24 protein-coding genes are annotated in these 24,142 nt (G+C 58.2%); 14 read left to right on the plus strand and 10 right to left on the minus strand.

What is annotated here, in order from left to right; all coding sequences use genetic code 11:
• A partial coding sequence (locus KBY08_RS04880; protein WP_225651087.1) for a hypothetical protein occupies positions 1–185 on the minus strand: 185 nt, incomplete at its 3' end.
• A 220-nt stretch (positions 186–405) separates the two neighbouring features.
• Here KBY08_RS04880 and KBY08_RS04885 point away from each other — a divergent pair.
• Together KBY08_RS04885 and pdeM are read left to right on the plus strand one after the other, a co-directional pair.
• Complete coding sequence (locus KBY08_RS04885) at positions 406–2,898, plus strand: ligase-associated DNA damage response DEXH box helicase (protein ID WP_024660108.1); 2,493 nt, start codon at positions 406–408, stop codon at positions 2,896–2,898.
• Positions 2,895–3,551 (plus strand): ligase-associated DNA damage response endonuclease PdeM, encoded by a 657-nt coding sequence (pdeM, locus tag KBY08_RS04890; protein WP_011268716.1) that lies wholly within the window; start codon positions 2,895–2,897, stop codon positions 3,549–3,551. The genes KBY08_RS04885 and pdeM overlap by 4 nt, the downstream gene beginning before the upstream one ends.
• Before the next feature lie 65 nt (positions 3,552–3,616).
• On the opposite strand, the gene KBY08_RS04895 is transcribed toward pdeM, so the two are convergent.
• Both KBY08_RS04895 and dcd read right to left on the minus strand, forming a co-directional pair.
• On the minus strand, positions 3,617–3,838 hold the full coding sequence (locus KBY08_RS04895; RefSeq protein WP_003405455.1) for a hypothetical protein: 222 nt from the start codon (positions 3,836–3,838) through the stop codon (positions 3,617–3,619).
• Positions 3,839–3,951: 113 nt separating this feature from the next.
• Positions 3,952–4,518 (minus strand): dCTP deaminase, encoded by a 567-nt coding sequence (gene dcd, locus KBY08_RS04900; RefSeq protein ID WP_002554836.1) that lies wholly within the window; start codon positions 4,516–4,518, stop codon positions 3,952–3,954.
• A 319-nt stretch (positions 4,519–4,837) separates the two neighbouring features.
• Here dcd and KBY08_RS04905 point away from each other — a divergent pair, with 319 nt between their 5' ends.
• Positions 4,838–5,047, plus strand: coding sequence for a cold-shock protein (locus tag KBY08_RS04905; protein WP_002554837.1), 210 nt, complete (start codon positions 4,838–4,840; stop codon positions 5,045–5,047).
• A 144-nt stretch (positions 5,048–5,191) separates the two neighbouring features.
• On the opposite strand, the gene apbC is transcribed toward KBY08_RS04905, so the two are convergent.
• Positions 5,192–6,286 carry an iron-sulfur cluster carrier protein ApbC gene (gene apbC, locus KBY08_RS04910; RefSeq protein ID WP_011268717.1) on the minus strand — a complete coding sequence of 365 codons (1,095 nt, stop codon included), beginning with the start codon at positions 6,284–6,286 and terminating at the stop codon, positions 5,192–5,194.
• 185 nt (positions 6,287–6,471) lie between these two features.
• Between apbC and metG the strand changes: the two genes are divergently transcribed.
• The 4 genes from metG (at position 6,472) to KBY08_RS04930 (ending at position 10,448) form a co-directional block, all read left to right on the plus strand.
• The gene (metG, locus tag KBY08_RS04915) at positions 6,472–8,520 is read left to right on the plus strand and encodes a methionine--tRNA ligase (protein WP_024660109.1); all 2,049 of its coding nucleotides are present in this window, start codon (positions 6,472–6,474) and stop codon (positions 8,518–8,520) included.
• Positions 8,521–8,648: 128 nt separating this feature from the next.
• Complete coding sequence (rsxB, locus tag KBY08_RS04920) at positions 8,649–9,524, plus strand: electron transport complex subunit RsxB (protein ID WP_024660110.1); 876 nt, start codon at positions 8,649–8,651, stop codon at positions 9,522–9,524.
• Positions 9,521–10,159 carry an endonuclease III gene (nth, locus tag KBY08_RS04925; RefSeq protein ID WP_003405450.1) on the plus strand — a complete coding sequence of 213 codons (639 nt, stop codon included), beginning with the start codon at positions 9,521–9,523 and terminating at the stop codon, positions 10,157–10,159. Before rsxB ends, nth begins: the two co-directional genes overlap by 4 nt.
• A gap of 106 nt (positions 10,160–10,265) precedes the next feature.
• Positions 10,266–10,448 (plus strand): PA3496 family putative envelope integrity protein, encoded by a 183-nt coding sequence (locus KBY08_RS04930; RefSeq protein WP_011268720.1) that lies wholly within the window; start codon positions 10,266–10,268, stop codon positions 10,446–10,448.
• Between the two features lie 156 nt (positions 10,449–10,604).
• On the opposite strand, the gene KBY08_RS04935 is transcribed toward KBY08_RS04930, so the two are convergent.
• Complete coding sequence (locus KBY08_RS04935) at positions 10,605–11,231, minus strand: response regulator transcription factor (RefSeq protein WP_002554843.1); 627 nt, start codon at positions 11,229–11,231, stop codon at positions 10,605–10,607.
• A gap of 1,271 nt (positions 11,232–12,502) precedes the next feature.
• Here KBY08_RS04935 and KBY08_RS04940 point away from each other — a divergent pair.
• Complete coding sequence (locus KBY08_RS04940; RefSeq protein WP_024652099.1) at positions 12,503–13,030, plus strand: hypothetical protein; 528 nt, start codon at positions 12,503–12,505, stop codon at positions 13,028–13,030.
• Positions 13,031–13,413: 383 nt separating this feature from the next.
• Here KBY08_RS04940 and KBY08_RS04945 read toward each other — a convergent pair whose 3' ends face one another.
• Both KBY08_RS04945 and KBY08_RS04950 read right to left on the minus strand, forming a co-directional pair.
• On the minus strand, positions 13,414–14,631 hold the full coding sequence (locus KBY08_RS04945) for an argininosuccinate synthase (RefSeq protein WP_003363593.1): 1,218 nt from the start codon (positions 14,629–14,631) through the stop codon (positions 13,414–13,416).
• A gap of 120 nt (positions 14,632–14,751) precedes the next feature.
• On the minus strand, positions 14,752–15,654 hold the full coding sequence (locus tag KBY08_RS04950; RefSeq protein ID WP_011268722.1) for a flagellar protein MotY: 903 nt from the start codon (positions 15,652–15,654) through the stop codon (positions 14,752–14,754).
• 149 nt (positions 15,655–15,803) lie between these two features.
• On the opposite strand from KBY08_RS04950, the gene pyrC reads away from it, so the two are divergent.
• The 4 genes from pyrC to bfr all read left to right on the plus strand — a co-directional run bounded on the left by pyrC (position 15,804) and on the right by bfr (position 18,620).
• Positions 15,804–16,847 carry a dihydroorotase gene (gene pyrC, locus KBY08_RS04955; protein ID WP_024660111.1) on the plus strand — a complete coding sequence of 348 codons (1,044 nt, stop codon included), beginning with the start codon at positions 15,804–15,806 and terminating at the stop codon, positions 16,845–16,847.
• Positions 16,844–17,521, plus strand: a complete 678-nt coding sequence (gene rnt, locus KBY08_RS04960; protein WP_003412908.1) for a ribonuclease T — start codon at positions 16,844–16,846, stop codon at positions 17,519–17,521. Before pyrC ends, rnt begins: the two co-directional genes overlap by 4 nt.
• A gap of 209 nt (positions 17,522–17,730) precedes the next feature.
• The gene (locus KBY08_RS04965; RefSeq protein ID WP_003350768.1) at positions 17,731–17,949 is read left to right on the plus strand and encodes a bacterioferritin-associated ferredoxin; all 219 of its coding nucleotides are present in this window, start codon (positions 17,731–17,733) and stop codon (positions 17,947–17,949) included.
• A 200-nt stretch (positions 17,950–18,149) separates the two neighbouring features.
• Positions 18,150–18,620, plus strand: a complete 471-nt coding sequence (gene bfr / locus KBY08_RS04970) for a bacterioferritin (protein ID WP_002554851.1) — start codon at positions 18,150–18,152, stop codon at positions 18,618–18,620.
• Between the two features lie 126 nt (positions 18,621–18,746).
• Here bfr and grxD read toward each other — a convergent pair whose 3' ends face one another.
• From grxD to KBY08_RS04985, 3 genes are all read right to left on the minus strand, one after another.
• A complete protein-coding gene (gene grxD / locus KBY08_RS04975) occupies positions 18,747–19,073 on the minus strand; it encodes a Grx4 family monothiol glutaredoxin (RefSeq protein ID WP_003405440.1) in 327 nt (108 codons plus the stop codon).
• 88 nt (positions 19,074–19,161) lie between these two features.
• Positions 19,162–21,270, minus strand: a complete 2,109-nt coding sequence (locus tag KBY08_RS04980; protein WP_024660260.1) for a molybdopterin oxidoreductase family protein — start codon at positions 21,268–21,270, stop codon at positions 19,162–19,164.
• Positions 21,271–21,402: 132 nt separating this feature from the next.
• Positions 21,403–21,696: a hypothetical protein gene (locus KBY08_RS04985; protein ID WP_003405437.1), complete on the minus strand. Its 294-nt coding sequence runs from the start codon at positions 21,694–21,696 to the stop codon at positions 21,403–21,405.
• A gap of 453 nt (positions 21,697–22,149) precedes the next feature.
• Here KBY08_RS04985 and argF point away from each other — a divergent pair, with 453 nt between their 5' ends.
• Together argF and KBY08_RS04995 are read left to right on the plus strand one after the other, a co-directional pair.
• Complete coding sequence (gene argF, locus KBY08_RS04990) at positions 22,150–23,070, plus strand: ornithine carbamoyltransferase (RefSeq protein WP_003405436.1); 921 nt, start codon at positions 22,150–22,152, stop codon at positions 23,068–23,070.
• Positions 23,067–24,140, plus strand: coding sequence for an ABC transporter ATP-binding protein (locus KBY08_RS04995; protein ID WP_111522070.1), 1,074 nt, complete (start codon positions 23,067–23,069; stop codon positions 24,138–24,140). The genes argF and KBY08_RS04995 overlap by 4 nt, the downstream gene beginning before the upstream one ends.
• The last annotated feature ends 2 nt before the right edge of the window (positions 24,141–24,142 follow it).

Consider the following 24,142-nt stretch of genomic DNA (forward strand, 5'->3'; position numbering starts at 1 on the left):
TCTTTCACGGCTGCGAGTTTTGCCTGCTCTGTATATTTACCCATGACGCCTCCAAAGGTTGCATCCAACCTTCGGGGGTCACACCACTCCAGCGTGGGAACGCACTTCATGACGCTCTGCGTCATCAAGAGGACGCGGAGCGTCCGGAACGGCATGCCGACGCGGAGCATCGGCACGATAGTCATGGTGTTACCCCTGACGACTATCGTTCCTCAAGCTCCAGCGTGGGAACGCATTTCATGACGCTCCGCGTCATCAAGAGGACGCAGAGCGTCCGGAACGGCATGCCGCCGCGGAGCATCGGCACGATAGTCAATCCAGGAACGATCAGCCACATAACCATTTAAACTATTACCCTTTCTCTGCTGTCTCTGACTTAACGCCACTCAGAGCACACTCAGACGGATGAGCAGACCCACCGATTTCGCTCGACGATGGTTTCTCGCCCGGGGCTGGAAGCCCTTTGCGTTTCAGAAAGAGGTCTGGGCAGCGGTGAAGAATGGCGAGTCCGGTTTGCTGCATGCCAGCACCGGCTCGGGCAAGACCTACGCCGTGTGGTTCGCCGCGCTCAACCGCTTCGCCAAAGCCAATACGCTCACCGCTGACAACAAACCCCGCAAACGCAAACCGCCTGCTGAACCGCTGAGTGTCCTGTGGATAACGCCCATGCGCGCCTTGGCCGCCGATACCGCCCGGGCCCTTGAGGCGCCACTGGCCGAACTGGATATCCCTTGGTCGGTCGGCTTGCGCACCGGCGATACCAGCGGCAGTGAACGCGCCCGGCAGAGCCGGCGGCTGCCCTCGGCCTTGATCACCACCCCTGAAAGCCTGACGCTGCTGCTGACCCGTGCCGACGCTCAGGTCGCCTTGTCGACGCTGAAGATGGTGGTGGTGGACGAATGGCACGAGCTGATCGGCAACAAGCGCGGCGTGCAGTTGCAACTGGCCCTTGCCCGCCTGAGGCGCTGGAATCCACAGCTGATCGTGTGGGGCATTTCCGCGACGCTGGGTAATCAGCAACACGCGCAGCAGGTACTGATCGGCGACGGCGGCGTGACCGTGCAAGGCAAGATCGTCAAGGACTTGCAGGTCGATACGCTGTTGCCGTCTTCCATCGAACGCTTCCCGTGGGCCGGGCACATGGGCTTGCGCATGTTGCCGCAGGTCGTCGCCGAGGTGGAAAGCAGCGCGAGCTGTCTGGTGTTCACCAACACCCGGGCGCAGTCGGAAATCTGGTATCAGGCGCTACTGGAAGCCCGCCCCGACTGGGCCGGGCTGATTGCCCTGCACCATGGATCGCTGGCCCGAGAGGTACGCGACTGGGTCGAACGCGCGTTGAAAGAAGGCGCACTCAAGGCCGTGGTATGCACCTCCAGCCTGGACCTGGGCGTGGACTTTCTGCCGGTCGAGCGCGTGTTGCAAATCGGCTCGCCCAAAGGTGTCGCGCGCCTGATGCAGCGCGCCGGGCGTTCGGGCCACGCGCCGGGTCGCCCTTCGCGCGTGACGCTGGTGCCGACCCACAGCCTGGAGCTGGTCGAAGCCGCTGCTGCCCATGACGCCGTCGAAGCTCGGATGATCGAGCCCCGCGAATCCCCACACCAGCCGCTGGACGTGCTGGTCCAGCACCTGGTCAGCATCGCCTTGGGCGGTGGCTTCCTGCCCGATGAACTGCTGGACGAAGTACGCAGCGCCTGGGCTTACCACGACCTCAGCGACGAGCAATGGCAATGGGCGCTGGCGTTTGTTCGCAACGGTGGCCACTCGCTGACCGCCTACCCCGATTACCGCCGCGCCGAACCTGACGAGGACGGCGTCTGGCGGGTCCCCGATGCGCGCCTTGCCAGACGCCACCGCATGAGCGTGGGGACCATCGTCAGCGAGGCCACCGTCAACCTGAAATACTGGAAAAAAGGCGGCGGCGGTGGCTCGCTGGGCAGCGTCGAAGAAGGCTTCATCGCCAGACTCAAACCCGGTGACGGCTTTCTGTTCGGCGGACGCTTGCTGGAGCTGGTTCGAGTAGAAAACATGACGGCCTACGTCAAGCGCGCGACCGGCAAGAAAGCCGCCGTGCCACGCTGGAATGGCGGTCGAATGCCGCTGTCCAGCGAACTGGCGGATGCCGTGGTGGAGAAGTTCGATGCCGCTGCGCGGGGCGAATTCAACAGTCCGGAAATGCGCGCCATCAAACCCCTGCTGGAAGTGCAGCAGCAGTGGTCAGGGCTGCCACGACGCGACACATTATTGGCTGAGACACTCAAATCCCGCGAAGGCTGGCATCTGTTCCTCTACCCGTTCGCCGGCCGCCACGTACATCTTGGGCTGGGCAGCCTGCTGGCCTGGCGCCTGAGCCGACATCAGCCGCTGACCTTTTCCATCGCCGTCAACGACTACGGGCTAGAGCTACTCAGCGCCAGCGAGATCGACTGGGCGCAGACCTTGCAGGCTGACCTGTTCAGCGAAACGGATCTTTTACCCGATATCATCGCCAGCCTGAACGCTGGCGAGCTGGCCCTGCGGCGCTTTCGGGAAATCGCGCGTATCTCCGGGTTGGTGTTTTCCGGCTACCCTGGCGCGGCCAAGAGCAATCGTCAGCTTCAGGCATCCAGCGGACTGTTTTTCGAGGTCTTCAAGCAATACGACGCTGACAACATGCTGCTGACCCAGGCCGAACAGGAAGTCCTGCGTCAGGAACTGGACCTGCAGCGTCTGGAACTGACGTTGCGCCAGATCAACAGCCGCAAGCTGGACCTGCACGCTATAAAACGCGCGACCCCGCTGGCCTTTCCACTGCTGGTCGAACGCTTTCGCGAAAGCCTCAGTTCGGAGAAACTTGCCGACCGCATCGCGCGCATGGTTCGCGATCTGGAGAAAGCCGCTGGCCCGGAGCCTGAACGATGACGCCGTATCTTGCTGTCACGCTGGCAGGAGAAGAACTGTGGTTGCTGGCCGACAAGGCCATCTACTACCCTGCCGAACGATCCTTGCTGATTGCCGACGCGCACTTTGGCAAGGCGGCCGCCTATCGCAAGCTCGGCCAACCGGTGCCGCACGGCACTACACAGGCGAATCTGCGCCGCCTGGACAGCCTTCTGAATGCCTATCCCTGCGATCATCTGATCTTTCTGGGCGATTTCCTGCACGCGCCGGAATCTCACGCAGTCGGCACCTTGGCAGCGCTGGAACAATGGCGGGCAGAGCGCTCGACACTGCGCATCACACTGATCCGCGGCAACCACGACAAGCGGGCCGGCGACCCGCCTGCCTACCTGGGCATCGATGTGGTTCCCGAGCCCTTGGCTCTTGGGCCCTTTGCCCTGCAGCACGAGCCCGATGCGCACCCTGACCTGCATGTACTGGCCGGGCATGTTCATCCGGTGTATCGGCTAAATGGTCGCGGTCGGCAAAGCTTGCGGCTGGCGTGCTTCTACCTGGGCCAGCGCGTCAGCCTGCTGCCAGCCTTCGGTGAATTTACCGGCGGTTTTCAGATTCGCCCGGCACCGGACAGCACGATCTATGTAACCGGCGGTGATGCAGTGTGGCGGGTGGCATAGCGGCACCGGTCGCCACACGCAAAACTGCCTGCCGCCCGCGAGCGCAGCAGGCAGTTTTGTGATGATCAGGCCACAGGTGCAGGTGGCGGCTCGTCAGGAACAGTAGGACCGCCTGGCTCGGTAGGCTCCGGGAACGGCGTGTCGGGACCTGGATCACCCGGGATCCCGCCGCCGACCATGTTCAGCTCCGGGCTGAGATCGGAATGAGCCATCAATGACCAGGCGAGTAACCCGATCTCGTTAAGCGGAGATTGAACCTGTTCAGAGATTTTGAAAGTAGTCTTCATAGGGCACTCCAGATCAAAGGCCGCCGCACGTAATGAATTATGCGAAAGCATGTGAGCAGATAGAGTGCGAAATAGAGTATTAATTCAATTCCACTAGTCACCTGGACCGCAAATCAGGTACGCGGCAGGGTGACGCCACGCTGGCCCTGGTACTTGCCACCCCTATCCTTGTAGGAGACTTCACACTCCTCATCGGACTCCAGGAAGAGCATCTGCGCCACACCCTCGTTGGCGTAGATCTTGGCCGGCAGTGTCGTGGTGTTGGAAAACTCCAGCGTCACATGGCCTTCCCACTCAGGCTCGAGCGGCGTGACATTGACGATGATGCCGCAGCGCGCGTAGGTGCTCTTGCCCAGGCAGATGGTCAGAACGTTACGCGGAATGCGGAAATATTCGACGGTGCGCGCCAGTGCAAATGAGTTGGGAGGGATGATGCATACGTCGCTCTTGATATCGACGAAGCTTTTTTCATCGAAGTTTTTCGGATCGACCGTGGCCGAATTGATGTTGGTGAACACCTTGAATTCGTCGGCGCAACGCACGTCGTAGCCGTAACTGGACACCCCGAAAGAGATCACCCGATCGGCACCTTCGCCACGTACCTGGCGCTCTACGAAGGGCTCGATCATCCCGTGTTCCTGCGCCATGCGGCGAATCCACTTGTCCGATTTGATGCTCATGGCGGTGTCCTGAATAGCGAGGTGAAAAAGATATCCGGCATCTTACCGGGCTGAGGCCGACGGTTCAAAGGCAACAGATCGCGAGTTTGCGTGACCGGCCGGGCTGTTTCGCCGCGAATGGAAATAATCATCAACAGACCATTGGCACGTTCGGAAAAAAGGGTTAAGGTGGCGTCACTGTGTTGCTTGTGTCACTGAGAATCTCTACACGATGTTGAATTTCGATCCAACCATCTCCATGAATTTTCCAGCTCTTTGCACTCAGTCTCGGCCAGGGCTCTTCCTACGCCGCAGTTAACTTTGTCCAAGGAGATTTACTATGTCCAATCGCCAAACTGGTACCGTTAAGTGGTTCAACGATGAAAAAGGCTTCGGCTTCATCACTCCACAATCCGGTGACGACCTGTTCGTGCACTTCAAAGCTATCCAATCCGACGGCTTCAAAAGCCTGAAAGAAGGCCAACAGGTTTCTTTCATCGCTACCCGCGGTCAGAAAGGCATGCAAGCTGAAGAAGTTCAAGTTATCTAACTTGTACTGATTCGCTTAAAAACCCCGCCCTTAAAAGCGGGGTTTTTTATTGTCCGTCTTTTGACCTCTCGCGGCTTGAGCACCTGCTGCACAGCTGACCGGAACGAGAGAAGCACCTCCCCCCGCCCGATCACCGCCATGCAATCAGTCGTCGCTTACCGAAATGGTCGGCATGGCCGGACTTGCAGCTTCCTGCAACACGATCCGTGCACCGACGTGACGTGCCAGTTCCTGATACACCATCGCAATCTGACTCTCCGGCTCGGCAATCGCCGTAGGCTTGCCGCCATCTGCCTGCTCGCGAATCAGCATCGACAGCGGCAGTGACGCCAGCAGTTCGACATCGTACTGCGTCGCCAGCTTCGCGCCGCCACCCTCACCGAACAGATGCTCGGCATGGCCGCAGTTGGAGCAAATGTGCACCGCCATGTTTTCCACCACGCCCAGCACCGGAATGTTGACCTTGCGGAACATCTCGACACCTTTTTTCGCATCCAGCAAAGCCAGATCCTGTGGTGTGGTGACAATTACGGCACCTGCGACCGGGACTTTCTGCGCGAGCGTCAACTGGATATCACCGGTGCCGGGCGGCATGTCGATGACCAGATAATCCAGATCATTCCAGGCAGTCTGTGTGACCAGTTGCAGCAACGCCCCTGAAACCATCGGCCCGCGCCAGACCATCGGCGTGTTGTCGTCGGTCAGAAAAGCCATCGACATCACCTCGATGCCATGCGCCTCGACTGGCACGAACCACTTCTGATCCTTGATCTTCGGTCGCGTACCTTCGGGAATGCCGAACATCACCCCTTGGCTCGGCCCGTAGATATCGGCATCGAGGATTCCGACGCGAGCGCCCTCGCGAGACAGCGCCAAGGCCAGATTGGCGGCGGTAGTGGACTTGCCGACACCGCCCTTGCCGGACGCGACGGCGACAATATTTTTCACATTGGCAAGCCCCGGAATCTGGCTCTGCGCCTTGTGCGCGCTGATCACGCTGCTGATGGCGACCGTGGCCGAACTGACACCGTCCAGATTCTCGATGGCAGTTTTCAACACGTGCGCCCAACCGTTCCTGAACAGGTCGGCGGCATAGCCCAATTCGAGTTGCACGCTGACCTGTGCCCCCTGAATATCGATGGACCGCACGCAACCGGCAGTGACCGGATCCTGATTCAGATAGGGGTCGGTGTACTGGCGAAGAATCGTCTCCACCGCTGCGCGATTGACTGCGCTCATGGGCTTACTCCGTAAAAAGACTGACTGGAACAGCCGACTATCGTACCTGTTCTGCCAGCAGCCCACATGATTTCACTGAACTGCGCCCAGCCTTTCAGGAGCATTCCCACAACCGCACGGGTGAAAAAAATCGTTCAGACCTTTATAGTGGCCGGTCTCCGTTTCACTTCAAGTAGCCGAGCCCCATGTCCGAGCCACGCAAGATTCTCGTTACCAGCGCCCTGCCCTATGCCAATGGTTCCATTCACCTTGGCCACATGCTCGAGTACATCCAGACCGACATGTGGGTGCGTTTTCAGAAGCACCGCGGCAATCAATGCATTTATGTCTGCGCGGACGACGCCCATGGCTCGGCAATCATGCTGCGCGCCGAAAAGGAAGGCATTACGCCAGAGCAACTGATCGCCAACGTCAAGGCCGAGCACAGCGCCGACTTTGCCGACTTCCTGGTGGAATTCGATAATTTCCACTCGACGCACTCGGACGAGAACCGCGAGCTGTCGAGCATGATCTACAAGCGTCTGCGCGATGCCGGTCATATCGCGACGCGCTCGGTCACCCAGTACTTCGACCCGGAAAAGAAAATGTTCCTGGCCGACCGCTTCATCAAGGGCACCTGCCCGAAATGCGCGGCCGAGGACCAGTACGGCGACAACTGTGAAAAGTGCGGCGCCACCTATGCCCCGACGGACCTCAAAGACCCCAAGTCGGCGATTTCCGGGGCCACGCCGGTGCTCAAGGACTCGAAGCACTTCTTCTTCGACCTTCCTGCATTCGACGCCATGCTCAAGAGCTGGACACGCAGTGGCACCCTGCAGGATGCCGTTGCCAACAAGATCGCCGAATGGCTGGACAGCGGCCTGCAGCAGTGGGACATCTCCCGCGATGCGCCCTATTTCGGCTTTGAAATTCCCGACGAGCCCGGCAAATACTTTTACGTGTGGCTCGATGCGCCAATCGGCTACATGGCCAGCTTCAAGAACCTGTGCGCGCGTCGTCCGGACCTGGACTTCGATGCGTACTGGGGAAAGGGCGCGACCACCGAGCTCTATCACTTCATCGGCAAGGACATCGTCAACTTCCATGCGCTGTTCTGGCCAGCCATGCTGGAAGGTGCTGAGTTGCGCACACCGACCGGCATCAACGTCCACGGCTACCTGACCGTCAATGGTCAGAAGATGTCGAAGTCGCGTGGCACCTTTATCAAGGCGCGCACCTACCTCGACCACCTGCCGCCCGAGTACCTGCGCTATTACTACGCGTCGAAGCTGGGCCGTGGCGTCGACGACCTGGACCTGAACCTCGAAGACTTCGTGCAAAAGGTCAACTCCGACCTGATCGGCAAGGTCGTCAACATCGCCAGCCGTTGCGCCGGGTTCATTCACAAGGGCAACGCCGGTGTGATGGTCGAAGCCAATGCGGCGCCCGAACTGACCGACGCGTTTCTGACGGCTGCACCCAGCATCGCCGACGCCTACGAAGCCCGCGACTTCGCCCGCGCCATGCGCGAAACCATGGCCCTGGCGGACCGCGCCAATGCCTACATCGCGGAGAAAGCGCCATGGGCGCTGGCCAAACAGGAAGGCAAGCAGGATGAGGTCCAGGCCGTATGCGCGCTGGGCATCAACCTGTTCCGCCAACTGGTGATTTTCCTCAAGCCGGTCCTGCCGAATCTGGCCGCCGATGCAGAAAAATTCCTCAACGTCGAACCACTGACCTGGGAAGACCACAAGACCCTGCTGGCCAATCATCAGCTCAACCCTTTCTCGGCCCTGATGACCCGTATTGATCCGGTCAAGGTCGAGGCCATGGCCACTGCCTCCAAGGAAGACCTGACCGCTACCGACTCGTCGGCGGACACCGCGCCTGCCGGTAATGGCGAACTCGCCAAGGACCCGCTGTCGGCGGAAATCGACTTTGATGCCTTTGCCGCCATCGACCTGCGCGTCGCGCTGATTCTCAAGGCCGAACATGTAGAGGGTGCCGACAAACTGCTGCGCCTGACTCTGGACATCGGCGACGAACAGCGCAATGTCTTTTCCGGCATCAAGAGCGCATACCCGAACCCGTCTGAACTCGAAGGCCGTCTGACCATGATGATCGCCAACCTCAAGCCGCGAAAAATGCGTTTCGGCATTTCGCAGGGCATGGTGATGGCTGCAGGCCCCGGCGGTGAGGAGATCTATCTGCTCAGCCCGGACAGCGGCGCCAAGCCAGGCCAGCGCATCAAGTAAACGACGCGAGGCCCGGTATCCTGCCATCAGGCGGATACCGGGCCTTTGCGCATTCGCAAGCTCCCTGATCTGTCCGATAATGCTGCTCTCTCGATAGACAGAACACCTGTTGGTCACCTGGCAAGACCATGACTGAATTGATTCGCCTGCTTCCCGACGTGGACCTCATCCGCAGTATCGACGCCCGCCTGCCGCAGACTCAGTGCGGCAAGTGCGGCCATCCCGGCTGCAAGCCTTACGCCGAAGGTATCGCTGGCGGTGAAGCCATCAACAAATGCCCACCGGGCGGCGACGAAACGATAGTCCAGCTGGCCGAACTGCTGTCTGTTCCGGTCCTGACACTGGACCTGCAACGCGGCACTGCACCTGCACAGGTTGCCTTCATTCGCGAAGCAGAGTGCATCGGTTGTACCAAATGCATTCAGGCCTGCCCCGTGGACGCCATTCTCGGCGCAGCCAAGCTGATGCACACCGTGATTATCAATGAATGCACAGGCTGTGATCTGTGCATTGCTCCATGCCCGGTGGATTGCATTGAAATGCACCCGCTGCCACTGGCAACGGTCACGCCCGTCGTGGGTGGTCTGGCCCCTACTCCCGAGCTGCAGGAGGCGCGGCAGCGCAAGCGTAGCCATGCGCGGATGCGTTTCGAAGCCCGAAATGCACGCTTGCACCGCGAGCAGCAAACGCGGCTGGCAGAGCGCCTTGCGCGGTCGCAGCGCGTTGAATCCGCTCGTGACGTGCTGCCTCGATCCGCCGCCGCACTCGCCCGGAACGACAAGCCTGCCGGTCCGGATGAAGCAGTGAAAAAAGCCCGGATTGCCCTGGCCATGAGCCGCGCGCAGCTCAACAAGTCACTCAAGGCATTTGGGCACCCTCCCATTGCGGAGCAGGCCGCCAGGCTTGTGGAATTGCAGCGCGAATACGAAGCTGCCGAGCAGGCACTTGCAGCACTTCTACCGCCACCCGCACAGGCTCATTCCGAGGAAAAGCTCCGCCCATGAATGCCGCAAAACGCCAGGAAATCTTTCGCAGGCTGCATGAGGACAATCCGGACCCAAAAACCGAATTGGCCTACACCACGCCTTTCGAACTGTTGATAGCCGTCATCCTTTCCGCCCAGGCCACCGACGTAAGCGTCAATAAGGCGACTGCCAGGCTCTACCCGATAGCCAACACCCCACAGGCCATCTATGAACTGGGTGTAGAGGGGCTTTCCGAGTACATCAAGACCATCGGCCTCTACAACAGCAAAGCCAAAAACGTGATCGAAACCTGCCGCATGCTGGTGGAACTGCACAACGGTGAAGTACCGCAAACCCGAGAAGCACTCGAGGCGTTGCCGGGCGTCGGGCGCAAAACCGCTAACGTTGTGCTCAACACCGCTTTCCGCCAGATCGCGATGGCGGTAGACACGCATATCTTCCGCGTCAGTAACCGCACAGGCATCGCGCCAGGGAAAAATGTGGTGGAGGTGGAAAGGCAACTGATGAAATTTGTGCCGAAAAACTACCTGCTCGACGCTCATCACTGGCTGATTCTGCACGGGCGCTATGTTTGCCAGGCCCGTAAACCGCGATGTGGCAGTTGCCGTATAGAAGACCTGTGCGATTACAAGGCAAAAACGTCCGACGATTGAGCCAGACAGCTCATTGCTGTCCTGGCGATTGAAAAAATCTTTTTTACCGACCTGTGGATTGTCGATATAAGAAGCGCCAGAGAGCCCAAGCCCTGGAGTCGACTTCATGAGCAATGACAACGAACAACTGGATGTAGACGACGACCTTGTCTCCATCGACACGGACGACACAGAACCCGCGACTGTCGAGCCAGCGAAGACCAACCTGAGCAAACGACGCACCATCGACAACCTGCTTGAAGAGCGGCGTTTGCAGAAGCAGTTGGCTGATTACGACTTCGATTTCTAGGCAGGCCTGAAATCCCGCATTGACTCCCTGCTCGATCAAGACATTTGAAGCCTCTCGCAGAAGAGGCTTCAATACGTGATCAATACAGGAAATGAATACTGAATGGCTGACCTGCATGGCCAGGCATCAGCCACAACCCTTTTCGACAATCCCTACTCAGACAAGCCCGTTACGCTGGGCGAGCTCGATCAGATCGACCAGCGAATGCGCGTTGAGCTTGAGCAACAAACGCGTTTTATAGGTGCTGACGGTCTTGTTGCTCAGAAACATGCCGTCTGCAATTTCCTTGTTGGTCTTGCCTCGAGCCAACTGCTGCAGAACCATCATCTCCCTGCCGGAAAGTCGGTCGACCATGTCCGACTCACTCGCGTTGCCCATACTGGAGCGAACGGTGTGCAATGCCTGGTTGGGAAAGTAGCTGTACCCTGACAGTACCGCCTTGATGGCACTGAGAAGTTCGGTCAGATCCTGCTGTTTGCAGACATAGCCGGCGGCCCCGGCCTGCATGCAGCGCATGGAGAAATGGCCTGGCGCCTGGGAGGTCAGGATCAGCACCTTGAATGGCAGCGTCATGGCTGACAGACGGGCAATCACCTCCAGCCCGTCGAGCTTGGGGATACCGATATCAAGAATGACGATATCCGGGAGGTGCTCACGCGCCAGTTGCAGCGCATCCACACCGTTGTCAGTCTCCGCGATGACCTCATAGCCATGACGCTCCATCAGCATGCGTACAGCAAGGCGAATGACGGGATGATCATCCACGATCAGCACTTTATTCATGGGCAGTCCATTTTTCGCTATTCGAATTTTCAGAGCCAGCACAATAACTTAGTCGTTTACTGCTTTGCATGGCGCTCACCCTTGTGGACTGACAGCCAAAGACCGTTCCTACAATTACAGCAGAAACTTCCTACAATACTTGGCAGGAACGTACATTTTTTATTAATTCTCACAAAGCCTTCCTTTTGGGAACCTGGTGAATGTGTTGCTGATAGCCGCGGCACAAGCATCGCAACATCAGTAGATAAATGCGTGCAACAGGCGCCCACCGAACGCTTACATTCAAAGGTGACCCTGCCACACCGGTTAAAAGTATTGCCGGAACATTCCTGCATCAGTGTCACAAACCGACCAATACATGGCTTATCGCCAGCAATGTAAAACCAATTCCCTTTAGCTGAATCATTAAGAAAACAGGTCGTTCCCTGTGCCCGATAGAGCACAGCTGCTGTCACAGCCCCTTGTAACCGGTCTGCGGAGTGGAAAGCGACACCTGCACATAACGCCCCTGTAGCAGGGCGACTGAAAAGCTTCTGCATGCGGATGCCCTAGCCTGCAGACATATGATCGAAGACTACTGGATGCATCCCACACGCTAAATACGTAAACAAGGTTTAAAAATTACACATTATTTACAGATTTTCGTACAAATATTTATTTAAGGAAAGACCTCACAGAACAGCAAGAAAAATCCTACAAACAAAACGCACGGCAGCAACGTGCCACACCGCTACGAACCGCTCATTGACATGTCTATGCTCAACAAGCCCACAGTCTCACTGTCGCAAAATCTTACATACACACTAGCATTAGCCTACATCATTCAAGACCATCAGTAGGTCTTTCGACAAGTAGCAAATACCATTTTTCATTTCAAAGCCAGACGCATTCTTTCGAATAGGAAACGGACTACACGATTAGCGGACGCAACATTACAACCCGTAAGACATTATAAAAACCGCCCAATCAATTCTTGTAACCCGCTATTTTTCCCTTGCAAATTTTATTACCAGTCGTTACTTTTTTAACAGCAACTTCATTACTTACTGCCCTTGAACACGCGCAGCTATATGAAACACCGTCGCTGCGCACTGTACTTGTGTACTTCATCAGCGATGCATTTAAGCAGGCTTCATGTAGTGCACGTCCGAATGAGTTCGGGCACTGGGTATATAGCCGATCCGGCATCGCTGCTCTCTGCAAACTCCCGGGGCGCCTGGCAACTTTTTGAATGGCCCCTGTGTATAACCATGTTCAAAAAGGGATGTACCATGAACACTAAATACACTCGTACGCGGTCATCAACGCCCACCGCGTCTGATCTCGCCACCGCAGTAGAAGCCTTTATTGCCAGCGGTGGTGTTGTTGCAGTCATTCCCGAAGGAGAGACCGCTGAATTGGCCGCCCCGTCATCACCTCGTACAAAACCTGCGCAGGAACAGGGGCTTGAACTCGCGGGTAAGGTGCAGCAACTGAGGTACCTGGCGGCCAAGGGCGCCGGTTTTACCGCGCTACAGTATTCACTGCGAATGAGTAAAAGGGATGTGCGCCGGCTGGCCACAGAAAATGGCGTGACCATCAACCTCAGCCAGCCCCTGCTTACCCCGCGCAGGAAGGCCCTCGATGACGTTACGGATATCGATGACGTCGTTGCAGGTCACGCCATGCACTACTCGGCATTGGGCTACACCGCGTCCGAGATAGCCCGGATACTCGATCTGAGCCTTCGTCAGGTACTCGGTATTGGCAAGGCCTATCGATTTGAGTTCAGCCAACGACGGGAGAGCGACAAGCTCTGAATAACGACGCAAAAAAAGAAGCAGACTGCGATACGTATCAGGGAGCCGATGGAAAACCCTGTTATTCCCTGCCCTGAACTTCCACAGCTGTTGTAGGAAAAGACTAAAACAAATACGCACTTTTCGACGCTAATCGTAAGAAGGACTTCAAAGATTCAATACTTGATGCGCCTGGCGATCGCTGCACGCTGAGAATGCAGGGTAAAACAGGCATAACCCTACAGGCATAAGGCTACCTTGCATCGCACATATACCCTGCCTATCAACCATTATGACGACACTGACTTAGCGTCTTTTTACATGACGCCCGGAAGGAATAACCCTGTCGATATTATTTGCAGTGCAGCCCTGAACGGGCTGCACTTGTCGAACAACTTGCTGTATCAGAACAGCTTGCGGCCCTTGTTGGCGGCAATCCGCATGCGCAATGCGTTGAGCTTGATGAAGCCCGCTGCATCGGCCTGATCGTAGGCACCTGCATCGTCTTCGAACGTGGCAATGTTGGCGTCGAACAGCGAATCATCCGACTTGCGACCGGTGACGATCACATTGCCCTTGTACAACTTCAGACGCACAACGCCGTTCACGTGAACCTGGGACGCGTCGATCATCTGCTGCAACATCAGACGCTCAGGGCTCCACCAGTAACCTGTGTAGATCAGGCTGGCATACTTGGCCATGAGTTCGTCCTTGAGGTGGGCGACTTCGCGGTCCAGGGTGATCGACTCGATGGCGCGGTGAGCACGCAGCATGATGGTGCCACCAGGCGTCTCGTAGCAGCCACGGGACTTCATGCCCACATAACGGTTTTCAACGATATCCAGACGGCCGATACCGTTTTCGCCACCGATGCGGTTCAGGGTCGCGAGCACAGTGGCCGGGGTCATTTCGACACCATCCAGGGCAACGATGTCGCCATTGCGATAGGTCAGCTCAAGGTAGGTCGCAACGTTTGGCGCGTCCTCAGGGGACTTGGTCCAGCGCCACATGTCTTCTTCGTGCTCGGTCCAGGTGTCTTCCAGCACGCCGCCTTCATAAGAGATGTGCAGCAGGTTGGCGTCCATGGAGTACGGAGATTTCTTCTTGCCGTGACGCTCAATGGGAATGTTGTGCTTCTCGGCGTAGTCCATCAGTTTCTCACGCGACAGCAGATCCCATTCGCGCCACGGAGCGATGACCTTGACGCCTGGCTTGAGCGCATAGGCACCCAGCTCGAAACGTACCTGGTCGTTACCCTTGCCGGTTGCGCCGTGGGAAATGGCGTCAGCGCCGGTTTCGTTGGCGATCTCGATCAGACGTTTGGCGATCAACGGACGGGCGATGGAGGTACCCAGCAGGTACTCGCCTTCATAGACAGTGTTGGCACGGAACATCGGGAAGACGAAATCGCGCACGAACTCTTCGCGCAGGTCATCGATGTAGATTTCTTTCACGCCCATGGCCTGAGCCTTGGCGCGTGCCGGCTCGACTTCTTCACCCTGACCCAGGTCAGCGGTAAAGGTCACCACTTCGCAGTTGTACGTATCTTGCAGCCACTTGAGGATTACCGAAGTATCCAGGCCACCGGAATACGCGAGAACTACCTTGTTTACGTCCGCCATGCCATCACTCCACCGGGTTGTACGGAAAACCGCTGATTCTACCGTTCAAACCAGCAAATTTACAGGGGCGCGACAGCTTGTGACGACAAGGCGACGTCTGACAGATGCTTTTTACAGGCTTTAAGAGGTGTGCGCTGCGCTGGCAGACGCAACCGGCACCGGGCGCTCATCGGGCGCAACACGCTCGAGGTGCACATTCACCCGACGGTTGCGCGCACGATTGGCTTCGTTGGTGTTGGGCGCCAATGGGTAACGTTCGCCGTGAAAGCGCAGGGTGATTTGCTGCTCGGGAACGCCCTGAGCCTTGAAATAATCCATGACCGCCAGCGCGCGACGGCGAGACAGGTCACGGTTGGTCAGGCGATTGCCGCTGTTATCCGAATGACCGTCCAGTTCGATACGGTTCACGGTCGGGTCAGCCTTCAAGTAGGCGACCATGTTATCCAGGCGCGCCTTGGCACGGGCATCCAGTTCGATACCGCCGCCAGGGAAACCCACTTCAGCCTGTTTGATCTGATCGAAGTTCATCGGCAGCAGCTTGGCAGTGCATGCCTGGTAATCGCTGAATGCCTTGCTGAACTTGACCGGCAGCAGACGTACCTCCATCTGGCCGCCATCCCGGGTGTAATGGCGAATCAGCGGACTGCGCCCGTCCATCAGACCACTGATCAGGCGGCCGGCCTGGGCCTGGGAGGTATTGAAGGGAATATCGCCATTGCTGACGCGCACTGATCCCAGGTTGATATCGCCGCGACCCGGTTGCCACGGTGCCGCAGCGGCCAGCAGCGTCGCAGAGCCGTTACCGAGCATGTTGTATGAAGCCTTGAGGCGAAACGTCGCCTGCTCGCCCGCGCGGCGCACGAACTCACCGGCCCCGAAGTCGGTGATCGGTTGAGTCAGGCGGCACTCGAACTGATCGCCTTCGACCTTCCACTCAATGCTCTCCAGACGCGTCTGGAAACTGATAGCCATCGCCGGGAGGCTGGCAAACATGCTGAGCAGGGCTAAATATCGCTGGCGCACGGGAGGCTCCACTGGAAATGAACGCGAAACAGAAAATTACCGACTGACAAGGGAGCTATCGGTAACTTCATGCAAAACTTGATAGCGGATGCCTGAGAGAGTCTTTTCCGGTAGCATTCCCAGCGAGTTTGACCCGCCTGGAATCCCCAATGTCTGACCGCCTGACCCTCCTGCGTCCCGACGACTGGCATATTCACCTCCGTGACGGAGCTGTCTTGCCTCATACCGTTGCTGACGTAGCGCGAACTTTTGGCCGCGCAATCATCATGCCCAACCTCGTGCCTCCGGTACGCAACGCGCAGCAAGCCGATGCCTATCGCCAGCGCATTCTGGCGGCACGTCCGGCCAGCAGCCGCTTCGAGCCATTGATGGTGCTGTACCTCACCGACCAGACCACGCCCGACGACATCCGCACCGCCAAGGCCAGTGGCTTCGTGTATGCGGCCAAGCTGTATCCGGCCGGCGCGACCACCAACTCCGATTCCGGTGTCACCAGCATCGACAAGATCTTCCCCGCCCTCGAAGCCATGGCCGACGTCGGCATGCTGCTGCTGGTGCACGGGGAAGTAACACGTGGCGAAATCGACGTATTCGATCGCGAGAAGGTCTTCATCGATGAGCACCTGCGCCGTGTAGTCGAGCGCTTCCCGACCCTGAAAGTGGTGTTCGAACACATCACCACCGGTGAAGCGGTGCAGTTCGTCAATGAAGCTTCAGCCAATGTCGCGGCGACCATCACCGCGCATCATCTGCTGTACAACCGTAACCACATGCTGGTCGGCGGGATTCGTCCGCACTTCTATTGCCTGCCGATCCTCAAGCGCAATACTCATCAGACAGCCCTGCTCGACGCGGCCACCAGCGGCAGCGGCAAGTTCTTCCTGGGCACCGACTCGGCGCCGCATGCCCAGCATGCCAAGGAAAACGCTTGCGGTTGCGCCGGGTGCTACACCGCCTACGCAGCCATCGAACTGTATGCAGAAGCTTTCGAGCAGCGTAACGCTCTGGACAAGCTGGAAGGCTTCGCCAGCCTTCACGGTCCGGCGTTCTACGGCTTGCCCGCCAATCAGGACACCATCACGCTGGTGCGTGACGAGTGGACCGCCCCTGCCAGCCTGCCGTTTGGCGAGTTGACCGTTATCCCGCTGCGCGCAGGTGAAACACTGCGCTGGCGTCTGGAGGAACACGCGTGAGTGAAGATCATTTTGACGACGAACACGAAGGCCACGGCGGTGGCGGCGGTTCCCGTCACCCGATGGCGGCGCGCTTTCGCGGCTACCTGCCAGTGGTCGTCGACGTAGAAACCGGCGGCTTCAATTCAGCCACCGACGCCTTGCTGGAAATCGCTGCGGTGACGATCGGCATGGATGAAAAAGGCTTCGTGTTCCCGGAACACACCTATTTCTTCCGCGTAGAACCGTTCGAGGGTGCCAACATCGAAGCGGCGGCGCTGGAGTTCACCGGCATCAAGCTCGATCACCCGCTGCGCATGGCGGTCAGCGAAGAAACCGCGATGAACGACATCTTCCGCGGCGTGCGCAAGGCCCTCAAGGCCAATGGCTGCAAACGCGCGGTGCTGGTCGGCCACAACGCCAGCTTCGACCTCGGCTTCGTCAATGCCGCCGTCGCGCGGATGGACATGAAGCGCAATCCGTTTCACCCGTTCTCCAGCTTCGACACCGCCACCCTCGCCGGCCTGGCCTATGGTCAAACCGTACTGGCAAAGGCCTGTCAGGCGGCCGGCATCGACTTCGACGGACGCGAGGCGCACTCGGCCCGTTACGACACCGAGAAGACCGCCGAGCTGTTCTGCGGCATCGTCAATCGCTGGAAAGAAATGGGCGGTTGGCAAGATTTCGACGACTGACGTCGTTACGTCTGTGAATGGACCGGCCTTGCGCCGGTTTTTTCATGTCTGCAGCGGGACGATCCAGAGGGCGGACAAATGATGCGATTCTCGCGAAAGCAACCGCTCATCGCTCGACCTGAATACAACCCAAAACAGTTTTGACAAGCATTCTCATTAACATTAAGCTCCTCGGCACCAAGCAATAAACCAGCGACGGTCCATAGCTTATGTATGTTTGCCTCTGCCAAGGTGTCACCGACGGTCAAATCCGGGATGCAATTCTGGAAGGCTGCTGCAGTTATCGTGAAGTCCGTGAAACACTGGGTGTTGCGAGTAAATGTGGAAAATGCGCCTGCCTGGCAAAGGAAGTGGTGCGTGATACGCTGACCGAGCTGCAAACCAGCCATGCCTTGCTGGCCTATCCGGCAAAATTTTCAGCTGCCTGAATCCCCTCTTTTAAAGAACCGGACACCACGTCCGGTTTTTTTATGTCTGTAATTCAAGCGCTTAGCGTCAAGATGCGGAACTCAAACATTCTTATTCCTATTTAATTTCACTTATTATTCAACAACTTAGGTTTGACAGACGTTTAAGCGCAGCTCACACTCGGCACTTATATACACAAGCCACCGGCAGGACCTCGAACATGAAAGGCGACATTACCGTCATCCAGCATCTCAACAAGATCCTCGGGAACGAGCTGGTCGCTATCAATCAGTATTTCCTGCATGCGCGCATGTACGAAGACTGGGGTCTGAAAAAGCTGGGTGGCCACGAATATAAAGAGTCCATCCATGCGATGAAGTACGCTGACAAGCTGATCAAGCGCACCTTGTTTCTGGAAGGGCTGCCCAACCTGCAGGACCTGGGCAAGATCCTCATCGGTGAGCACACCAAGGAAATGCTGGAGTGCGACCTGAAGATCGAGCAAAAAGGTCTGGCCGATCTGAAAGCCGCGATCGCTCACTTCGAGACCGTCGGTGACTTCGGCAGCCGTGAGCTGCTGGAAGACATCCTTGAGCCCAAGGAAGAGCAAATCGACTGGCTGGAGACTCAGTTGGGTCTGATCGTCAAGGTAGGTATCGAGAACTATCTGCAGTCGCAGATGGGTGACTGATTCCCCCATCGCGCCGCAATGAAAAAGCCCGCCTCAATCGAGAGCGGGCTTTTTCTTGTGTGTAAAACCATGCTGGAGCGCAGGGAACGATAATCTCGACTATCGTGCGACGCTCTGCGCAAGGCTTTACCCGGCCTTGGCGGCGGATGCTTCCTTGACCAACGTCTGCAACGAACCGTCATCCATCATCTCGGTGATGATGTCGCTACCACCGACCAGCTCACCGGCAACCCACAGTTGCGGGAAAGTCGGCCAGTTGGCGTACTTTGGCAGGTTGGCGCGGATTTCAGGGTTTTGCAGAATGTCGACGTAGGCAAACTTTTCGCCACACGCCATCAATGCCTGGGAAGCCTTGGCCGAAAAGCCGCATTGCGGAGCGTTCGGAGCGCCTTTCATGTAAAGCAGAATGGTGTTGTTGGCAATCTGCTCTTTGATCGTTTCGATGATATCCATGGAGCACCTCGGCTGAAATATCCGACTCAGTTGTCGGCACGGTGACACATTGTAACGAAATCCCAAGCATGACGCTCTGTCTTGAGGCTTAACACGCCACGACCTGCACCGGTACGCCGTTCAACGCCGCGTTGCCGGACAGCACGTCGAGTTGCCGTTCGTCGGTCAGGTCATTGGCACTGACGCCGGGCAGGCTCTGCGCGATCGCCATTTTTACCCCTGAACGCGAATGCCCCCAACCGTGCGGCAGGCTGACCACCCCGCGCATCATGTCCAGACTGCCCAGCACCTGAACCTCGATCATCCCGACCCGGGAGCTGACCCGGACCTGCTGGCCGTCACTCAGACCACGGCACGCGAGATCGTCAGGATGCATCAACAGTTGATGCCTGGGTTTGCCCTTCACCAGCCGATGGTAGTTGTGCATCCATGAATTGTTACTGCGCACATGCCTGCGGCCAATCAGCAGCAACTCGCTTGCCTGAGGAGAAGGGTCGGCTGCAAAGCGCGCCAGGTCGGCCATGATCACCTCAGGCGCGGCCTGAATGCGGCCATTGGCGGTCTTCAGGCGCTGTGCAAGATTGGCCTTCAACGCCCCCAGATCGAGGCCGTGCGGATGACTGTCCAGGGTTTCCAGTGACAGCTTATGGGACGATGCATCGCCATAGAGGCCTGCACGCAGCCCGCGATCGATCATCTGCGCAGGCGGCAACGTGGGTTTCAGCGCTCGCTCGGCCTTGGCAGCAAAGGCGCTGGCCAGCCCGACGAAGATCTCCCAGTCGTGCAGGGCACCTTCGGGCTTGTCGAAAATGGCCCGATTGAAGCGCGTGACGTTGCGCACTGCGAGCGTGTTGAAGGTGGTGTCGTAGTGATCATTTTCCAGTGCCGAGGTGGACGGCAGGATCAAGTCGGCGTGGCGAGTGGTCTCGTTGATGTAAAGATCGATGCTGAGCATGAACTCAAGCCCTTCGAGCGCCTGCTCCAGCTGACGGCCGTTGGGCGTCGACAGAACCGGGTTACCCGCAACGGTCACCAACGCGCGAACCTGCCCTTCCCCGTCCACAAGCATTTCCTCGGCGAGCGCCGAAACCGGCAACTCGCCGCCATACTCTGGCAGGCCGGACACCCTGCTTTGCCACCGATTGAAATGACCGCCGGATGTCGAGCTGACGAGGTCGACGGCGGGCTCCGTACAGAGTGCGCCACCCACACGGTCCAGGTTGCCCGTCACCAGATTGATCAGTTGTGCCAGCCAATGACACAGCGTGCCAAAGGTCTGAGTCGACACGCCCATTCGCCCATAACACACCGCCTTGTCAGCGGCCGCGAAATCCCGTGCCAGTTGCCGGATCTGCTCGGCGGCGATACCGCAGCGCGGGCTCATGGCCTCTGCAGTGAAGCCGGCAATGGCCTGGCGAACCTGCTCCAGGCCGTCGACAGGCAAATGGCTCTCGCGGGTCAGCCCCTCTTCGAACAGCGTATTGAGCAGCCCGAACAGCAACGCTGCGTCACCGCCCGGACGTACGAACAGATGCTGGTCAGCGATGGCAGCCGTCTCACTGCGGCGCGGGTCGATGACCACCAGTTTGCCGCCGCGCTGCTGGATCGCTTTCAGACGCTTTTCAACATCCGGAACCGTCATGATGCTGCCATTGGACGCCAACGGATTGCCGCCGAGAATCAGCATGAAGTCGGTGTGATCGATATCCGGAATCGGCAACAGCATGCCGTGGCCATACATCAGGAAACTGCTGAGGTGGTGCGGCAACTGATCGACCGACGTCGCCGAAAAACGATTGCGGGTCTTGAGCAGGCCGAGAAAGTAATTGCTGTGGGTCATCAACCCGTAGTTATGCACGCTGGGGTTGCCCTGATAGACCGCTACCGCGTTCTGCCCACGGCGCTGCTGAATGGCGTAAAGCCGCTCCGCCACCAGATCGAACGCCTGCTGCCAGGCAATCGGCTGCCACTGATCACCGCTGCGCAGCATCGGCTGGCGCAAACGATCAGGGTCGTTCTGGATGTCCTGCAGCGCTACGGCCTTGGGGCAGATATGACCGCGGCTGAACGTGTCCAGCGGGTCGCCCTTGATCGAGGCAATGCGCGGCGCAGAATCCGCCTCCACGACGGTCTCGATCACAAGACCGCAAATGGCCTCGCACAGGTGGCAGGCTCGGTAGTGTTCAGTCCGGGTCATCACAGCCTCAGATCGTGTCATGGCAATCCGGTTGATTGCCGAACACTCACTATGCTGTCTGCTCATGCCCCGCGCCACTGATGTTCGGCCCGTGAATCGAGGGGCATCAGGCGCGCGGATGAGTTGGCCGAATCAACCGCCGATAGGCGTGACGACCTTGCGCTGTTGCTGGATTTCAGCCACGGTTTCGATCTGTTCCTGCGCCAGGTGGACGCCGGTCAGGTCGCCGATCAGGCGCCAGTGCTCGTCGAGGCCGGAGCTGATGGTGGCCATGCGATCGATCATGCGCCGCCCCGCCGTACGCGTGACTTCGTCCTCGCTGCGCAGCAACTCGAAAGACATCGAGGTCATCGACGCTGTCAGATGGGTAAGTGTGCGGGCGGTGAGCCCGAGCAACTCCGTTAATTGATGCTCTTTTGAGTCCATTCCCCCACCCCTTGATCAGTAATGTATCGGCAACGATTTATAACTCACGTCCGGGATTAAAGAAACGGTCCTTGTTTCAAGCCCGTGAAGCGCGTCCCATCAGGCAACGCCCGCGCAGACGTGGACTGTTACAGGATTGGTACTAATTGCCAAGCGCTATTTGGGCAGTGTACAAATGCTGCCTTCGGAAAAAGTGCAGATGGCTGTCAACCTTCTCAGCGTAGCCAGTTTTTGCCCCGTCAACACAGAATAACGGCGTCCCCTCTATCCGGGACGCCACTAGTACCCATGTTTCAGAAAAACGCATGCTATTGGTAAGACGCGACATTTTTTTATACTATCGCGCCTTTCTTATTCGTCGCCCCGTGCGGCTTCCGCCGCAGGTCTAGCCCGTTTTATCGATAAAAACCGGCTTTGATAACCTGCGGTCTGTTGCAGAAAAGGTAGTTAATCATGAACGCCAGGCACTTTCTCTCGATGATGGATTACACCCCGGATGAACTCTTGGGCTTGATCCGTCGTGGCGTAGAGCTTAAAGACCTGCGAAATCGCGGTGTACTTTTTGAACCGCTGAAGAACCGGGTCTTGGGGATGATTTTCGAGAAATCCTCGACACGTACCCGTCTTTCTTTTGAAGCAGGGATGATTCAGCTCGGTGGCCAGGCCATCTTTTTGTCGCATCGGGACACCCAGCTGGGCCGTGGCGAGCCGATTGCCGACAGTGCAAAAGTGATGTCGCGCATGCTGGATGCGGTCATGATCCGTACTTATGCGCACAGCAATCTGACCGAATTCGCCGCCAATTCACGCGTGCCGGTTATCAACGGCCTGTCCGATGACCTGCACCCGTGCCAGTTGCTCGCCGACATGCAGACCTTCCTGGAGCATCGCGGCTCGATCAAGGGCAAGACCGTTGCCTGGGTCGGCGATGGCAATAACATGTGCAACAGCTATATAGAAGCGGCGATTCAATTCGACTTCCAGTTGCGTGTGGCCTGCCCTGCCGGCTACGAGCCAAACGCCGAGTTCCTGGCACTGGCTGGCGAGCGGGTCACCGTGGTCCGCGATCCGAAAGCCGCAGTTGCCGGCGCCCATCTGGTCAGCACCGATGTGTGGACCTCCATGGGTCAGGAAGAGGAAACCGCCCGGCGCAAGAAGTTGTTCGCGCCGTTTCAGGTCACGCGCGCCCTGCTCGACCTGGCCGACAAGGACGTGCTGTTCATGCACTGCCTGCCTGCCCATCGCGGCGAAGAAATCAGTGTCGACCTGCTGGATGATTCGCGCTCGGTCGCCTGGGATCAGGCAGAAAATCGCCTGCACGCGCAGAAAGCACTGCTGGAGTTTCTCGTCGCGCCGTCCTGCAAGCCCGCATGAACCCGTTGCTGCTGAATCTGCGCAACCTCGCTTGCGGCTATCGGAACCAGCGCGTGGTGCAGGATCTGAACCTGCACCTCAACGCGGGCGATATCGGCTGCCTGCTGGGCTCGTCGGGCTGCGGCAAGACCACCACACTGCGCGCCATTGCCGGTTTCGAACCGATCCATGCGGGTGAGATCACCCTGGCGGGCGAAGTGATCTCCCGGCCGGGCTGGACCCTGCCGCCGGAGAAACGCCACATCGGCATGGTGTTTCAGGATTACGCGCTATTTCCGCACCTGAGTGTCGCCGAAAACATCGCATTCGGCATTCGCAACCACCCGCGCCTGGATCAGGTGATCGCCGAGTTGCTTGAACTGGTCAACCTCGGCGCGCTGGGCAAGCGTTATCCTCACGAGCTGTCCGGTGGGCAGCAACAGCGAGTGGCGCTGGCCAGAGCGTTGGCGCCCGAGCCGCAGCTCCTGCTGCTCGATGAGCCCTTCTCCAACCTGGACGGCGAGTTGCGTCGGCGCCTGAGCCATGAGGTGCGCGATATTCTCAAGGCGCGTGGCACCAGCGCGATTCTGGTGACTCATGACCAGGAAGAGGCTTTTGCCGTCAGCGATCACGTCGGTGTATTCAAAGAAGGGCGCCTGGAACAGTGGGACACGCCCTACAATCTTTATCACGAACCCCGTACGCCGTTCGTTGCCAGCTTCATCGGCCAAGGCTATTTCATTCGCGGGCAGATGATGGACCCGCAATCGGTGCATACCGAACTCGGCGTATTGCGCGGCAACCGGGCATACCCGGGCGTCAGTGGCACCGCCGTGGATGTCTTGTTACGTCCTGACGATATCGTCTACGCGCCGCAAAGCGACCTGAAAGCAAGGGTCATCGGTCGAACCTTTCAGGGCGCCTCGACCCTGTATCGCCTGCAACTGTCGACCGGCAGTCAACTGGAAGCCATTTTCCCCAGCCACGCCGACCACGGCCAGGGTGAGGAAGTCGGTATTCGTGTGGCAGCTGACCATCTGGTGCTGTTCCCGGCGCCCGGCAGTGTGGCCGTGCAGACGCTCAATAACTGAGG

The organism is Pseudomonas sp. P135 (genome assembly GCF_020312125.1).
Lineage (GTDB): Bacteria > Pseudomonadota > Gammaproteobacteria > Pseudomonadales > Pseudomonadaceae > Aquipseudomonas > Aquipseudomonas fragariae.

Coding starts and splice junctions, on each gene's coding strand:
- KBY08_RS04885 (WP_024660108.1), top strand. CDS start 406: ATGAGCAGACCCACCGATTTCGCTCGACGATGGTTTCTCGCCCGGGGC.
- pdeM (WP_011268716.1), top strand. CDS start 2,895: ATGACGCCGTATCTTGCTGTCACGCTGGCAGGAGAAGAACTGTGGTTG.
- KBY08_RS04895 (WP_003405455.1), bottom strand. CDS start 3,838: ATGAAGACTACTTTCAAAATCTCTGAACAGGTTCAATCTCCGCTTAAC.
- dcd (WP_002554836.1), bottom strand. CDS start 4,518: ATGAGCATCAAATCGGACAAGTGGATTCGCCGCATGGCGCAGGAACAC.
- KBY08_RS04905 (WP_002554837.1), top strand. CDS start 4,838: ATGTCCAATCGCCAAACTGGTACCGTTAAGTGGTTCAACGATGAAAAA.
- apbC (WP_011268717.1), bottom strand. CDS start 6,286: ATGAGCGCAGTCAATCGCGCAGCGGTGGAGACGATTCTTCGCCAGTAC.
- metG (WP_024660109.1), top strand. CDS start 6,472: ATGTCCGAGCCACGCAAGATTCTCGTTACCAGCGCCCTGCCCTATGCC.
- rsxB (WP_024660110.1), top strand. CDS start 8,649: ATGACTGAATTGATTCGCCTGCTTCCCGACGTGGACCTCATCCGCAGT.
- nth (WP_003405450.1), top strand. CDS start 9,521: ATGAATGCCGCAAAACGCCAGGAAATCTTTCGCAGGCTGCATGAGGAC.
- KBY08_RS04930 (WP_011268720.1), top strand. CDS start 10,266: ATGAGCAATGACAACGAACAACTGGATGTAGACGACGACCTTGTCTCC.
- KBY08_RS04935 (WP_002554843.1), bottom strand. CDS start 11,231: ATGAATAAAGTGCTGATCGTGGATGATCATCCCGTCATTCGCCTTGCT.
- KBY08_RS04940 (WP_024652099.1), top strand. CDS start 12,503: ATGAACACTAAATACACTCGTACGCGGTCATCAACGCCCACCGCGTCT.
- KBY08_RS04945 (WP_003363593.1), bottom strand. CDS start 14,631: ATGGCGGACGTAAACAAGGTAGTTCTCGCGTATTCCGGTGGCCTGGAT.
- pyrC (WP_024660111.1), top strand. CDS start 15,804: ATGTCTGACCGCCTGACCCTCCTGCGTCCCGACGACTGGCATATTCAC.
- KBY08_RS04965 (WP_003350768.1), top strand. CDS start 17,731: ATGTATGTTTGCCTCTGCCAAGGTGTCACCGACGGTCAAATCCGGGAT.
- bfr (WP_002554851.1), top strand. CDS start 18,150: ATGAAAGGCGACATTACCGTCATCCAGCATCTCAACAAGATCCTCGGG.
- grxD (WP_003405440.1), bottom strand. CDS start 19,073: ATGGATATCATCGAAACGATCAAAGAGCAGATTGCCAACAACACCATT.
- KBY08_RS04980 (WP_024660260.1), bottom strand. CDS start 21,270: ATGACCCGGACTGAACACTACCGAGCCTGCCACCTGTGCGAGGCCATT.
- KBY08_RS04985 (WP_003405437.1), bottom strand. CDS start 21,696: ATGGACTCAAAAGAGCATCAATTAACGGAGTTGCTCGGGCTCACCGCC.
- argF (WP_003405436.1), top strand. CDS start 22,150: ATGAACGCCAGGCACTTTCTCTCGATGATGGATTACACCCCGGATGAA.
- KBY08_RS04995 (WP_111522070.1), top strand. CDS start 23,067: ATGAACCCGTTGCTGCTGAATCTGCGCAACCTCGCTTGCGGCTATCGG.